The sequence below is a fragment of the Bordetella sp. BOR01 genome, assembly GCF_019218885.1.
GTDB lineage: Bacteria > Pseudomonadota > Gammaproteobacteria > Burkholderiales > Burkholderiaceae_B > Bordetella_A.
On record NZ_JAHUWT010000003.1, the window covers coordinates 119348 to 132737 of the forward strand.

Annotated in this window: 13 protein-coding genes; 10 read left to right on the top strand and 3 right to left on the bottom strand. The window is 67.1% G+C overall.

The window, feature by feature from the left end; all coding sequences use genetic code 11:
• Positions 1–57: 57 nt before the first annotated feature.
• Positions 58–492 carry a type II 3-dehydroquinate dehydratase gene (aroQ, locus tag KW845_RS15380; protein WP_218370160.1) on the bottom strand — a complete coding sequence of 145 codons (435 nt, stop codon included), beginning with the start codon at positions 490–492 and terminating at the stop codon, positions 58–60.
• Between the two features lie 135 nt (positions 493–627).
• Positions 628–1173 carry a TlpA disulfide reductase family protein gene (locus KW845_RS15385; RefSeq protein WP_218370161.1) on the bottom strand — a complete coding sequence of 182 codons (546 nt, stop codon included), beginning with the start codon at positions 1171–1173 and terminating at the stop codon, positions 628–630.
• A gap of 69 nt (positions 1174–1242) precedes the next feature.
• Between KW845_RS15385 and mpl the strand changes: the two genes are divergently transcribed.
• From mpl to KW845_RS15425, 8 genes are all read left to right on the top strand, one after another.
• Positions 1243–2619 (top strand): UDP-N-acetylmuramate:L-alanyl-gamma-D-glutamyl-meso-diaminopimelate ligase, encoded by a 1377-nt coding sequence (mpl, locus tag KW845_RS15390; protein ID WP_218370162.1) that lies wholly within the window; start codon positions 1243–1245, stop codon positions 2617–2619.
• Positions 2616–3215, top strand: a complete 600-nt coding sequence (locus KW845_RS15395; RefSeq protein WP_218370163.1) for a YqiA/YcfP family alpha/beta fold hydrolase — start codon at positions 2616–2618, stop codon at positions 3213–3215. Before mpl ends, KW845_RS15395 begins: the two co-directional genes overlap by 4 nt.
• An 85-nt stretch (positions 3216–3300) precedes the next feature.
• Positions 3301–5184 carry a ribonuclease catalytic domain-containing protein gene (locus KW845_RS15400; protein ID WP_218371387.1) on the top strand — a complete coding sequence of 628 codons (1884 nt, stop codon included), beginning with the start codon at positions 3301–3303 and terminating at the stop codon, positions 5182–5184.
• A 164-nt stretch (positions 5185–5348) separates the two neighbouring features.
• Positions 5349–6248 (top strand): TonB family protein, encoded by a 900-nt coding sequence (locus tag KW845_RS15405; RefSeq protein WP_218370164.1) that lies wholly within the window; start codon positions 5349–5351, stop codon positions 6246–6248.
• Positions 6245–7108, top strand: a complete 864-nt coding sequence (gene aroE / locus KW845_RS15410) for a shikimate dehydrogenase (protein WP_218370165.1) — start codon at positions 6245–6247, stop codon at positions 7106–7108. Before KW845_RS15405 ends, aroE begins: the two co-directional genes overlap by 4 nt.
• 6 nt (positions 7109–7114) lie before the next feature.
• Entirely contained in the window at positions 7115–7849 is a 735-nt protein-coding gene (gene mtgA / locus KW845_RS15415) for a monofunctional biosynthetic peptidoglycan transglycosylase (protein ID WP_218370166.1), read from the top strand.
• Positions 7850–7927: 78 nt separating this feature from the next.
• A complete protein-coding gene (lptG, locus tag KW845_RS15420) occupies positions 7928–9106 on the top strand; it encodes an LPS export ABC transporter permease LptG (RefSeq protein WP_218370167.1) in 1179 nt (392 codons plus the stop codon).
• On the top strand, positions 9103–9942 hold the full coding sequence (locus KW845_RS15425) for a symmetrical bis(5'-nucleosyl)-tetraphosphatase (RefSeq protein WP_218370168.1): 840 nt from the start codon (positions 9103–9105) through the stop codon (positions 9940–9942). Before lptG ends, KW845_RS15425 begins: the two co-directional genes overlap by 4 nt.
• A gap of 22 nt (positions 9943–9964) precedes the next feature.
• Here the strand turns inward: KW845_RS15425 and KW845_RS15430 are convergent, their stop codons facing one another.
• Positions 9965–10891 (bottom strand): LysR substrate-binding domain-containing protein, encoded by a 927-nt coding sequence (locus KW845_RS15430; RefSeq protein WP_218370170.1) that lies wholly within the window; start codon positions 10889–10891, stop codon positions 9965–9967.
• A gap of 190 nt (positions 10892–11081) precedes the next feature.
• Here KW845_RS15430 and KW845_RS15435 point away from each other — a divergent pair, with 190 nt between their 5' ends.
• Entirely contained in the window at positions 11082–12305 is a 1224-nt protein-coding gene (locus KW845_RS15435; protein ID WP_218370171.1) for a CaiB/BaiF CoA-transferase family protein, read from the top strand.
• Positions 12306–12370: 65 nt separating this feature from the next.
• Positions 12371–13366, top strand: a complete 996-nt coding sequence (gene dctP / locus KW845_RS15440) for a TRAP transporter substrate-binding protein DctP (RefSeq protein ID WP_218370172.1) — start codon at positions 12371–12373, stop codon at positions 13364–13366.
• Positions 13367–13390: the final 24 nt, after the last annotated feature.

Genomic DNA, 13390 nt, shown 5'->3' on the forward strand with positions numbered 1-13390 from the left:
GGCCGCGCCATATTGTATGTGGAGGTAAGGAGTGAATCCGGAGACTGGAATGCCGCACTAATGCCGTGCCGCATAACGCACTGCCGCCTCGTAGCCGTCGGCCCCCAGGCCGCAGACCAGGCCGACGGCCAGGTCGGATAGGTAGGAATGCTGCCGGAATGGCTCGCGTTTATACAAGTTCGACAAATGTACTTCAACAAAAGGGATCGCGGCCGCTGCCAGCGCGTCGCGCACCGCGACGCTGGTGTGCGTGTAGGCCGCCGCGTTGATGACGATGAAATCGGTGCCGTCCTGGCGGGCGGCCTGGATACGATCGACCAGCGCGCCTTCGTGGTTGCTTTGCCATGCGGTCAGCCCGACCCCAAGCTGCGCGGCCAGCGTGTCCAGGCCCTGGTTGATCTGCGCCAGCGTCAAGCTGCCATAAATATGGGGCTCGCGAGAACCCAGCAGGTTCAGGTTGGGGCCGTGCAAAACCAGGATTTGTTGCGCCATGTGGGTTGCGCCGGAAGGCCAGCCGCAAAGTGTCGGCAAAACTATCGATAAACCGCCTTTTTACGCCTATTCACATCATTTGTCCAACAGATACGCGGCGGCGGTGCAATATTGTTACTGAATAAAACAGCCGGATCAGGTGGACAATCCGGCAAGCGTGCGGTCGAGATCGTCCATCTGAATCTGGCCCAGGATTTTCCGGCTAATTCGGCCATTGGCATCGAAAACCAGCGTAAATGGCAAGCCGCCAGCTGGGTTGCCCAAGGTGCGCAGGGTGTCGATGGCCCCGCCCCCCATTACCAGCAGCGGGTAGGACACCGGCACTTTTTGCAGAAATTCCCGCATGTTCTCGGCTTTATCCACGCCGATTCCCACGAACTGGATGCCCGCATGCTTTTCGTGCAGGGCTTGCAGTTCGGGCATTTCTTTCACGCAAGGGGCGCACCAGGTTGCCCAGAAATTGACCACCATGGGCCGCCCCTGCCATTCGGCCAGCGTGTGGGAGTTGCCATCGAGGTCAGGCAGCGGCAGCGTGCGCAAGGCGGCAACCGGATCACCGGCGGCAGGGGGAGCAACATCGGGCACGGCGCTGGCGCGGTTGCGTTCGCGGTAAGCATAGCCACCGGCTGCGGCGGCAACGGCCACCGCGGCGCCGGCATACAAGAAAAGGCGGCGATTCATGGCCCGATCATAACCGCAGGCGCCGAATGGCGGTGGGCGAGCCTCTACAATGCGGCCAGGAGAACATCAATGCACCTGCATATTCTTGGCATTTGCGGCACTTTCATGGGTGGGTTGGCGCTGATCGCGCGGGCGGCCGGACACCGGGTCACGGGTTGCGATACGGCCGTGTATCCGCCGATGAGCACCCAACTGGCCGAGCAGGGCATCGAACTGATCGAAGGCTATGGCGCCGACCAGCTTGCCCTGGCGCCTGACCTGTACGTGATCGGCAACGTCGTGACGCGCGGCAACCCGCTGATGGAAGCCATTCTGGATGCAGGTGCCCGCTATGTGTCGGGCCCGCAATGGCTGGGCGACAACGTACTGCCCGGCGCCCATGTGCTGGCGGTGGCCGGCACGCACGGCAAGACCACCACCAGTTCGATGCTGGCCTGGATACTCGAGGCGGCCGGCCTGCGGCCCAATTTCCTGATCGGCGGGGTTGCGCACGACCTGAAGGTGTCGGCCCGCTACGATCCGGCGGTGCAGCCGTTCGTGATCGAGGCCGACGAATACGACACGGCCTTTTTCGACAAGCGCTCGAAGTTCGTGCATTACCGCCCTCGCACCGCCATCTTGAACAACCTGGAATACGACCACGCCGACATCTTCCCGGATCTGGCGGCCATCGAGACGCAATTCCACCACCTGGTGCGCACGATTCCCGGGCGCGGCCGCATTGTGCTGCCCACCGGCAGCGCCGCGCTGGACCGGGTCATGGCGCGCGGCTGCTGGTCGGAAACCGCGAGCTTCGGCCCAGGCGGCGCGTGGCAGGCCGGCCCGGCCGATGCGGACGGCGCATTCGAGGTACGGCGCGATGGCAGATCGATGGGCATAGTGCGCTGGACGCTGGGCGGCGAGCACAATCGCCTGAATGCCCTGGCGGCGCTGGCGGCGGCCGAACACGCCGGCGTGGACCCGGCCGAAGGCGTGGCGGCCCTGGGCCGCTTCGGCGGCGTGAAACGCCGCATGGAACTGCGCGGCACCGCCGGTGGCATCAAGGTGTACGACGACTTCGCCCACCACCCTACCGCCATCGAGACCACCCTGGAAGGCCTGCGGCGCCAGGTGGGGCAGGCTCGCATCCTGGCGGTGCTGGAGCCGCGCTCGAACACCATGAAACTGGGCGCCATGGCGGCACGCCTGCCCGATGCGCTGCGCCTGGCCGACCGGGTCTTCTGCTTTGGCGCCCGCAACGGCAAGCATGCGCTGGGCTGGAATCCGGACGAAGTGCTGGCCCCGCTGGGCGAGCGCGCCGCCAGCTACGATGACCTGGACGCCCTGGTGGCCGCGGTGGCGCAGGCGGCCCGGCCTGGCGACCATGTGCTGGTCATGAGCAACGGCGGCTTCGGCGGCGTGCACGGCAAGCTGCTCGACGCGCTGGCGCGGCGAGAAACGCCATGATTCTGTATTTGCATGGCTTTCGCTCGTCGCCCGGGTCGTTGAAGGCCCGCCTGATGGCGCAGGCCATGGCCGCCCGGGGCCTGGGGGGCGGGCGCGACTGGCAGTGCCCGCAATTGCCCGCCAGCCCGCGCCAGGCGCTGGACCTGGCACTGGGCCTGGCCCGCGACCAACTGGCCCAGGCGGACAGCCCGCGCCGCCTGACCATCATCGGGTCGTCGCTTGGCGGTTACTACGCCACCTGGCTGGCCGAGCAGCTGGACTGCAAGGCGGTGCTGCTGAACCCCGCGGTCGAGGCGGCACGCGACCTGGCCACGCAGGTGGGCCCGCATCGCATGTATCATTCCGACGCGCCGTTCGAGTTCCGCGCCGAATACGTCGACGAACTGGCTGCGGCGCGGGTGCCGGCGGTGACGCAGCCCGAGCGCTATTTCCTGGTGGCCGCCACCGGCGACGAAGTGCTCGACTGGCAGGAAATGCAGGCGCGTTATGCCGGCTGCCGCCAGCGCATCGTGCAGGGCAGCGATCATGGCCTGTCGGATTTCGACCGCTGGCTGCCAGAAGTACTGGACTTCGCCCTTGAGACTGCCGGCCCCTGATAGCCCCCCTTACCTACCTATATAGACAAGCAGGTGCCCGCCCGTGCGGCACCAGCGCGAATGCCGCGCCACCGATGGACTGATCATGTACGTGTTTTACGAAGAAGACGGCAGCTTCAAAGCCGGCAATATCCTGTCCGAAACCGATGCCAGCCTGCAGGTGGAGTCGGAATCGGGCAAGCGCAGCAAGATCAAGCGCGCCAACACGCTGTTCACATTCGCCGAGCCGGCGCCGGCCGCGCTGCTGGCCCAGGCCGCGCAGGCAGCCGAGGCGCTGGACCTGCAGTTCTTGTGGGAATGCGCGCCACAGGAAGAGTTCGACTCGTCCGCCCTGGCGGCCGATTACTTCGGCCACGCGCCCAGCGCCATGGAACAGGCCGCGCTGCTGATGCGGCTGCATGGCGCGCCGGCGCACTTTCACCGGCGCGGCAAGGGGCGCTACCGGCCCGCGCCCCCGGATATCCTGGCCGCCGCGCTGGCGGCGCTGGACAAGAAGCAGAAGCAGGCCGAACAGCAGCAGCAATGGGTCGACGAGATGGCCGCAGGCCGCCTGCCGGCGGAGATCGCCCAGGTTGCCGAAACGCTGCTGATCCGCCCCGACAAGAACAGCATGCCATGGAAAGCCCTGGATGCCGCCTGCGCCCGGCTGCAGAAAAGCCCCGACCGGCTACTGCTGGAGCTGGGCGCCTGGCCGCATCCGCTGGCCCTGCACAAGCGCCGCTTCCTGGCCACGCACTTCCCGCGCGGCACCGGCTTTCCGGATACGGCGGTGCCGTCGCTGGAACGCGAATTGCCGCTGGCCGATGCCGAAATCTATTCGGTGGATGACATCACCACGACCGAAATCGACGATGCACTGTCGGTTACCGCCCTGCCCGACGGCAAGGTGCGCGTCGGCATCCACGTCGCCGCGCCCGGCCTGGCCGTGACCCGCGACAGCGAACTCGACAAGCTGGCGCGCGCGCGCCTGTCGACCGTGTACATGCCGGGCGAGAAGATCCCCATGCAGCCGGACAACGTCATCCAGGCGTTTTCGCTGGATGCGGGCCGCGAGGTGCCGGCGCTGTCGCTCTATGTGACGGCCGACCCGGCCAGCGGCGAGATCGCCGCGTCCGAGACCCGGCTGGAACGCGTGGTGGTGCGCCAGAACCTGCGCCACAACGAGCTGGACGGGCAGATCACCGAGGCCGCCCTGAACGACCCCGACGCGCCGCTGCCTTATGGGCACTGGCTGCGGCCGCTGTGGCAATTGGCCAGTGCCCTGTCGGCGCAGCGCGATGCCGTGCGGGGCAAGCCCGAGAACAACTCGCGGGTGGAGTACAGCTTCTACCTGGACGGCAACCCCGACGACCCCGACACCCCGGTACGCCTGGTGCCGCGCCAGCGCAATGCGCCGTTGGACCGCATGGTGGCCGAATACATGATCCTGGCCAACAACATATGGGGCGGCTTGCTGCACCAGCACGGCGTGCCGGGCATCTACCGGTCGCAGCAGGCCGGGCGCGTGCGCATGAGCACCCAGGCCCTGCCTCACGAGGCGATTGGCGTGCCCCAGTATGCCTGGAGCACCTCGCCGCTGCGCCGCTATGTGGACCTGGTCAACCAGTGGCAATTGATTGCCGCGGTCGAGCACGGCGTGTCGGCCCGCCTGGTGGCCCCCTTCAAGCCGCGCGATGCCGACCTGTTCGCGATCATCGGCGCCTTCGACGCGCAGTACGCCGCCTGGAATGAATTCCAGGGCAACATGGAGCGCTACTGGTGCCTGCGCTGGCTGCAACAGCAAGGCATTACGCATGCCGTGGCGCACGTATTGCGCGACGATCTGGTGCGGCTGGGGAATGCGCCGTTGGTGACCCGAGTGGGAGGGATGCCCGAGCTCGAACGGGGCACTGGAGTTCAATTGGATATCTTGGGGGCGGATGAATTGGGGTTGGAGTTGGATTGCCGGTATGTTGGGTTGGCTGCTTGATTGAGGCGGGTTTTGCCGGGGTGCGGGGGTTTTCTTGTGGCGTCGGATTGGGTTGGCGTGAAGCCAAGGCGGTCGCGCCCCCCGAGCCGACGCCAGTAGAACAAACGCATCCCCCAAAAATCGAGCCACTCCCACTGGCACCCGCAGGCGTCTAAAATGCCCCCGTGTATCGTTCTGCTGATTCTTCTTCGACGCCGAGCCGGTTCTTGTATTGGCTGAGCGCGCCCGCCCAGCATTACTTGCGGATCGGCCTGGCGATCTCGCTGCTGCTGCACGCCGGCGCGCTGGCGTGGCGCTTTGGCGCGCCTGCGCCCGCCCGGCCGGCGCAGGCGGCGCTCGAGATCGTGCTGGTCAACGCCCGCACCGATTCCGCCCCGGCCCAGGCGCAGGTCGTGGCGCAGAACCAGGTGGATGGCGGCGGCAATGCCGAACGCGGGGTGGCGGCCACGCCGCTGCCGCGTACTGGCGAATCGGCCGAGACCATCGTGCTGCAGGCCATGCGCAAGCGCCAGGCACAGCTCGAGGCCGAGCAGATGCAGCTGTTGAGCCAGCTTCACGCGCAGGCCAAGGCCGGCGCCGAGCGCCAGCCTGTGTACCCGTGGCCCGACGCCACCGCGCAGGGCGAAGATGTACACGACCAGCCCGGCCTGGTACAGAACGCCCAGGTGGCCACGCTGGCCGCCCGCGTCCAGGCGTATAACGCGCAGCCGCGCAAGGAATTCGTGGCGCCTTCTGCGCGGGCCTCGCACTATGCCGCCTATCTTGATGCCTGGCGTTCGCGCGTCGAGGCCATCGGCACCCAGCACTACCCTGAAGAAGCCCGCGGCCGCGTCTATGGCTCGCTGCAGATCACCGTATCGGTGCGTGCCGACGGCAGCGTGGCCAATGTCGAGATCGACCAGCCCTCGGAACACGCCGTGCTGAACCAGGCCGCGCGCCGCATCGTGCAGATGGCGGCGCCGTTCCCGCCGTTTCCGCCCCGGATCGCGCGCGAGGCCGATATGCTGGTCATCACCCGCACCTGGCACTTCGTCAACGACACCCTGGAAACCCAAGCCCCATGAGCCAGGCCAGTACCCTGCCCCGCTATGCCGTGATCGGCAACCCCGTGGCGCACAGCCGTTCGCCGCAGATCCATGCCATGTTCTCGGCGCAGACTGGCAAGCCGCTGCAATACGAGCGGCTGCCGGCCCCGGTGGACGGCTTCGCGGCCACTGTCCAGGCGTTTCGCGAACAGGGCGGCCTGGGGCTGAACGTGACCGTGCCGTTCAAGGAAGAAGCCCGCGAACTGGCCGGTGCGCACCTGAGCGAGCGGGCCCGCCTGGCGGGCGCGGTCAATACGCTGTGGCTGCACGACGACGCCTGGCATGGCTGCAATACCGACGGCGTGGGGCTGGTGGCAGATCTGCTGCGGCTGGGCGTGGTGCTGGAAGGCGCGCGCGTGCTGCTGGTGGGTGCCGGGGGGGCCGCCCGCGGCGTGCTCGGCCCCCTGGCTGCCGCCGGATGCGCCCGGATCCAGGTCGTCAACCGCACGGCCCAGCGCGCGCACGACCTGGCGGCAGGCTGGGCTACGGCGGGCTCCCGGCCAGGCACCCAGGTGACGGCCGGGGCCCTGGCCGAGGCGGGTGTCGCGGGTGGCTGGAACCTGGTGATCAATGCCACGGCCAGCAGCCTGCAGGGCGGCGCGCCCGACCTGCCGCGCGGCCTGTATGCCCCCGACGCCCTGGCCTACGACATGATGTATGACGCCCACCCCACCGCTTTCATGCGCCAGGCCACCGAAGACGGCGCCGCACGCACCGCCGACGGGCTGGGAATGCTGGTGGGGCAGGCCGCCGAGAGCTTCTTCATCTGGCATGGCGTGCGGCCCGACCCGTCGCCGGTGCTGGCCACCCTGCGCACCGCGCTGCTGGCCAAGGGTTGACCGGGCATGCCGTCGCGCCGTTCGACCGTGGGCCGTATCCGCTGGGGCCGGGTCATCGGCGCGGGCTTGATGGCCCTGCTGTGCCTGGTCATCATGTACCAGTTGTGGATGTTCTGCCTGGTGGTCTGGTATGCCTACCGCGACCCGGGCAGCAGCGCCATCATGCGCCAGGAGCTGTCGCGCCTGCGCGAAAGCGATCCGGACGCCGAGCTGAAATACCAATGGGTGCCGTACGACCGCATCAGCAATTCGCTCAAGCGTGCGGTCGTGGCGTCGGAAGACGCCAACTTCACCGAACACGACGGCGTCGAATGGGATGCCATCCGCAAAGCCTGGGAATACAACCAGCGCCAGGAGGCGCGCGGCCGCCCCAAGAGGCGCGGCGGCTCGACCATTACCCAGCAACTGGCCAAGAACCTGTTCCTGTCCAGTTCGCGCAGCTACCTGCGCAAGGGCCAGGAGCTGGTGCTGACCTACATGATCGAACACGTCATGCCCAAGCAGCGCATACTAGAGCTGTATCTGAATGTCGCTGAATGGGGCCAAGGCGTGTTCGGCGCCGAAGCGGCCGCCCGCCACTACTACAAGACCAGCGCCGCCGGCCTGGGCTCGTCGCAGGCGGCACGCCTGGCAGCCATGCTGCCCAACCCGCGCTACTACGACAAACACCGCAGTACCAGCTACCTGAGTTCGCGAGCCGGCACCCTGACCCGCCGGATGCGCATGGTAGACATCCCTTGACTGAAGCAAGGGCAGCCCGGAACACCGGCCGATTTTGGTAAGCTTTCACGTTTACGCGCATACCGACGTACCCTTTCCATGCGTACAGCCCGCCGCTATCTGGCCCGCGAAATCTATCGCTCTTGTGCAGTGGTCCTGCTGGCCCTGCTGGGGTTGTTCACGTTCTTCGCACTGGTCGACGACCTGGACAACGTGGGCGACAAGTTCAGCATGCCGGTCCTGCTTTACATGCAGGCCCTGGCGCTGCCCACCCGCCTGTACGATCTGCTGCCCATCGGGCTCTTGATCGGCGCCATCCTGGCGCTGGCCGGGCTGGCGCAGCGCAACGAACTGGTCATCCTGAGGGTATCGGGAATCAGCGGCATGCGGCTGCTGCGCATGCTTTGGCTGATCACCCTGCCCCTGATGATAGGCGCCACGCTGCTGTCCGAATTCGTGACGCCGGCCGCCGAGATCAAGAGCGGCGAGGCCAGCCTGCTGTTTCGCGGCAAGGCCAGCGGCTCTCGCATGGACAGCGGCTATTGGTTCAAGGAACCCACCCGCGACGGCGGCACCCGCATCATCAACATCGCCAAGCTGCTGGCCGACGGCAACGTCGAGGGCGTCACCCTGTACGAGTTCAAACCGGGGCTGGAACTGACCACGCTGTCCACCGCCGCCGCCGGCGCCTTCGCCGACGACAAGCTGGTGCTGCAAGACGTGGTCGAGACCCACATCGACGACAGCGCGGCGCAGGCGCTGGCCGATGCCAAGCCGCCGCGCACGGCGCCGGCCCGGGTAACGAAGCTGCCGCAGCGCGAACTGAACACAACGCTCAGCCCCGAGCGCCTGCTGGCCCGCGTACTGACCCCCGAGCGCATGTCGCTGGCCACCCTGCTCGACTACATTGATTACCTGCACCATAACCAGCTCGATGCCGGCCGGCAGGTCGTGGCGCTGTGGCGCAAAGTCTCGTACCCCTTCACCTTGCTGGTGATGATCACCATCGCGGCGCCCATTAGCTTCATGCAGACACGCCGGGGCGGCGTGGGCGCCAAGGTGTTCGTGGGCATCTTGCTGGGCGTGGGCTTCTTCATGCTGAACCAGCTGGCGCTGAACGTCGGCATGCTCAGCCGCTGGCCGCCCTGGCTGACGGCGCTGGGTCCCAACCTCGGGGCCGTATTGCTGGCGCTGGGTGCGCTCAGCCTGATGGAATACCGCCATGCGACGGCGCGGTTCGCGCAGGCGCGCTGGCCCTGGAGACGAAACCCCGCATGAAAGGCAGCAGCATCTGGATGATCGGCGACGTGCAAGGTTGCTGCACGCCGCTGGACCAACTTCTGAACCACCCCGACCTGGCCGGCGAGCCCGATGCGCGGTTCTGGTTTGCGGGCGACCTGATCAACCGCGGCCCGCAGTCGCTGGGCAGCCTGCGCCGCATCATCGCGCTGGGCGAGCGCGCCGTGTCGGTGCTGGGCAACCACGACCTGCACCTGCTGGCCGCCGCTGCCGGGGTGCGCAAGCCGTCGAAGTCGGACACCATCGACGACATCCTGCAGGCGCCCGACGCCGACGACCTGATCGACTGGCTGCGCCAGCGCCCGCTGGCCCATTTCGAGCACGGCCACTTGCTGGTGCACGCCGGCGTGCTGGCCAAATGGGACGTGGCCAAGACCCTGGCACTGGCTGCCGAGGTCCAGGATGCGCTGCGCGGCCCGAACTGGCAGAAAGCCCTGCAGAAAATGTACGGCAACGAACCTGTCAACTGGAAAGACCGGCACAAGGGCGGCAAGCGGATGCGCGTGATCATCAACGCGCTGACCCGCATCCGCCTGTGCACGCCGGCGGGCCACATGGAATTCGCCACCAAGGTGGCTCCGGGCGCGTGGCCGGAAGGCCTGGTTCCCTGGTTCGACGTCCCCAAGCGGGCCACGCGCGACATCACCATCGTGTTCGGGCACTGGTCCACCCTGGGCCTGCTGGTGCGGCCGGACGTCATCTGCCTGGATACGGGCTGCGTGTGGGGCGGGTCGCTGACGGCGATGCGGCTGCAAGACCACAAGCTGGTGCAGATCAAGTGCTCGCAGTTCCAGGATCCGCTGGCGGGCAAATAAGCCGCCCGCCGGCGGTGCCGGCTCATTCCATCATGCGGCTGCCTGCCCATTGGCCGCTGCTGACCAGGTCTCGGCATAGCGCCAGGCAGATGTCCTTGACCTTCTGCGCGGCCTGGGTGAACGGCAGGCTGCTCGACGTGCAGATCGACAGCTCGCGAAAAAACGTGGGCGGCGGCAGCCGCACCACCCGCAGCGCGCCGGCCCGCACATCTTCGTTCACCGCCGACCAGGGCAGCAGCGTGGCCGCCATGCCCGCCTTGACCGCGGGAATCAGGATCGCCGAGGTGCTGGCCTCGCCCGCCAGCTTGTATTCGAGCCGCGCCTGCTGGAACACATGCTCGACCCGCGTGCGCAGCGTATTGGGCAGGCTGGGCAGGATCAGCGGGATCTGCGCCAGCTCGGCCAGTGGCATGGGGTCGGCCGACACCGCCATCCCGGGGTGCAGGATCACGTAGATTTCTTCGAGCAGCACCGGCAGCACCTGCAGGCCGCGCTTGGGCAGCTGGTCGGGGGTGATCGACATGTCGACCCGGCCCTGGGCCGCCAGGCCGGTAAGGTCGGCGCTGGGCACGTCGACGATCTCGACCAGGATGCCCGGGTAGGCCTCGCGCACGCGCTGGAACAGAGGCAGGGCCAGCACCCGCCCCGTGCTCGACGGCATGCCGATGGACACCTTGCCGGTGACGTCCTCGTCTTTCTGCATGAGCAGCGCGCGGGTATTGTCGACCTGGCGCAGAATGGTGCGCGCATGCCGGTACAGCACCTCGCCCTCGGAAGTCGGCATGACCCCGTGGACATTGCGGTCGAGCAGCCGCACGCCCAGCTCGGCCTCCAGATTGGCGATCTGCTGGCTGAGCGCCGGCTGCGCCACGAACAGCATCTGGGCCGCGCGCGTCATGCCGCCCAGTTCAACGATCTTGACGAAATACTTGAGCTGCCTGAAGTTCATGTCCCCCACCCGTCACGGCCGAAGCTATTGTTTTTTTGCATTGCAGCACGGTTGCCATAAGATTTTCTTATTCCGCAATCAGCAAACCGTATTTTCCCGCCGCGCGTCTCCTTCCTAAGATGGCCTTCACACAGAGCCGGGCCTGCCCGGCCCACGCGAAAAAACGCAGGCTAAGGAAGAGGAGCGAAGTATGGCGTTGCCCTTGAGCGGTGTGCGAATCCTGGATCTGACACGGGCGCTGTCGGGCCCTTTTTGTACCATGATCCTGGCCGACCTCGGCGCCGAAGTCGTGAAGGTGGAGCCGGGCCCCAGCGGCGACATGATCCGCCAATGGGGGCCGTTCGATCGCGGCGTCAGCGCCTATTACCTGAGCAGCAACCGCAACAAGCTGGGCCTGGGACTGGACTTCCGCCATCCGGAAGGGCTTTCACTGCTGCGCGAACTGGCGCTCAAGTCCGACATCGTGGTCGAGAACTTCAAGCCCGGCACCATGCGCCGCATGGGGCTGGACTACGAAACCCTGGCCGCCGGGCAACCCGGCCTGGTCTACGCCTCGATCACCGGCTTCGGCAGCAGCGGCCCGGCCGGAAAATGGCCGGGCTTCGACCAGATTGCCCAGGGGTACTCGGGCCTGATGAGCTTCACGGGCATGCCCGAAGCCGGCCCGACCCGCGTCGGCGTCGCCATCGGCGACCTGACCTCGGGCATGTGGGCCGCGATGGGCGTGCTGGCCGCCTGGATCGAGCGGCAGCGCGACGGCCGCGGCCAGCGGGTCGAGACCTCGCTGCTGGCCAGCCTGGTCGGCCTGCTGAGCGTGCAGGGCCAGCGCTATCTCAGCCTGCAAGAGGTTCCGCAGCCCACCGGCAACGTGCATCCGGTGATTGCCCCTTATGGCGTGTTCGAGACCGCCGACGGCCCGCTGAACCTCGCGCCCGCCACTCAGGACATGTGGCTGCGCTTGTGCGAACTGCTGGAGCTGCCCGAGGCCCCCGACGATGCGCGCTACCGGACCAATGCCGACCGCATGCTCCATCGCGATGAGCTGAAGGCCCTGATCGAATCGCGGTTGCGCCGGCGCGACCGCATGCACTGGACGCGCGAGATGATCGCCCGCGGCATTCCCGCCGGCCCCATCAACAACCTGGCCGACGTGTTTGCCGACCCCCAGGTGCAACATTGCCGCATGGTCGAGACGGCCCAGCATCCCGAACTGGGCGAGATCCGCCAGCTGGCGCTGCCGATCTCGATGGACGCGCTGGCGACCGGCAGCGTGCGCAGCGCGCCGCCGGCGTTCGGCCAGCATACCCAGCAGATACTGCGCGCCTACGGCCTGCCGCAGGAACGCATCGACGCGCTGTGCGCCGGCAAGGTGGTTTTCCAGCACGAGGCCGCCACGGCAACGGCACGGCCCTGAAGAGAATCCCCCCAGCGCTGCGCACGGCGAAACACTGACCACGACGAACCCGAGGAGACAAAAAAATGAACAGAACACGATCGGTATTGGCGGCGGGCCTGCTGGCCCTGGCCTGCGCCGCCGGCGCGCAGGCCCAGCAGTTCAAGCTGTCGCATCAATGGCCGCGCGGCGACGGCCGTGACGATGGCGCGCGCGCCTTCGCCGCCGAGGCCACCCGCCTGGACCCGGCGCTGAAGTTCCGCATCTACCCGGGCGCCTCGCTGATCAGCAACCCCGTCAAGCAGATCGATGCCTTGCAGGACGGCACGGTCGACCTGGCGATCTTCCCGCTGATCTATGGCGTGGGGAAAGTGCCGGAGCTGTCCATCACCATCCTGCCCGGCGCGGTGAACAGCGTGGAAGATGCCATGACGCTGAAGGATTCGCCCTTCTCCCGCAAGCTGCAGGAACTGTGCGAGGCCAACGGCTTTCATTTCCTGACCTGGTGGTGGACCGAGGGCGGCATCGCCAACCGCACCCGCGAAGTCGGCGGCCCCGGATCGGTCAAGGGCCTGAAAATGCGCGGCGCCGACCGCAGCATCGACACCATGCTCAAGAGCGCCGGCGCGTCGGTGTTCTCGATGCCGTCCACCGAGCTCTACAACGCCCTGCAAACCGGCGTGCTGGACGGCCTGATGACCTCGTACGAAACCTTCGTCAGCATGCGCCTGTACGAACAAACCAAGTATGCGACGCTGGGCGGCGACTACACCATCTTCGTGGTGTTCCAGCCGCTGCTCATCTCGATGAAGGCCTGGAACAAGCTGACGCCGGCGCAGCAGAAGACCCTGGAGCAGGCGGCCGCCAGCACGCAGGAAAAATTCAACGCCGAGCAGGTCAAGGTCAAGCAGGAAACCCTGGCCGCCTTCACCAAGGCTGGCGCGCAGATCCATGCCATGACCAAGCCGGAGTTCGACGAATGGCTGGCGCTGTCGCGCCGGGTCTCGTGGCCCGAGTTCGCGCGCATCAGCCCCGCCGCGCAGGAACTGGTCGACGCGCTGGAACAATCGCGCCGGCAATGACGGCTCGGATGGACAACGGCAGTC

Coding starts and splice junctions, on each gene's coding strand:
- aroQ (WP_218370160.1), bottom strand. CDS start 492: ATGGCGCAACAAATCCTGGTTTTGCACGGCCCCAACCTGAACCTGCTG.
- KW845_RS15385 (WP_218370161.1), bottom strand. CDS start 1,173: ATGAATCGCCGCCTTTTCTTGTATGCCGGCGCCGCGGTGGCCGTTGCC.
- mpl (WP_218370162.1), top strand. CDS start 1,243: ATGCACCTGCATATTCTTGGCATTTGCGGCACTTTCATGGGTGGGTTG.
- KW845_RS15395 (WP_218370163.1), top strand. CDS start 2,616: ATGATTCTGTATTTGCATGGCTTTCGCTCGTCGCCCGGGTCGTTGAAG.
- KW845_RS15400 (WP_218371387.1), top strand. CDS start 3,301: ATGTACGTGTTTTACGAAGAAGACGGCAGCTTCAAAGCCGGCAATATC.
- aroE (WP_218370165.1), top strand. CDS start 6,245: ATGAGCCAGGCCAGTACCCTGCCCCGCTATGCCGTGATCGGCAACCCC.
- mtgA (WP_218370166.1), top strand. CDS start 7,115: ATGCCGTCGCGCCGTTCGACCGTGGGCCGTATCCGCTGGGGCCGGGTC.
- lptG (WP_218370167.1), top strand. CDS start 7,928: ATGCGTACAGCCCGCCGCTATCTGGCCCGCGAAATCTATCGCTCTTGT.
- KW845_RS15425 (WP_218370168.1), top strand. CDS start 9,103: ATGAAAGGCAGCAGCATCTGGATGATCGGCGACGTGCAAGGTTGCTGC.
- KW845_RS15430 (WP_218370170.1), bottom strand. CDS start 10,891: ATGAACTTCAGGCAGCTCAAGTATTTCGTCAAGATCGTTGAACTGGGC.
- KW845_RS15435 (WP_218370171.1), top strand. CDS start 11,082: ATGGCGTTGCCCTTGAGCGGTGTGCGAATCCTGGATCTGACACGGGCG.
- dctP (WP_218370172.1), top strand. CDS start 12,371: ATGAACAGAACACGATCGGTATTGGCGGCGGGCCTGCTGGCCCTGGCC.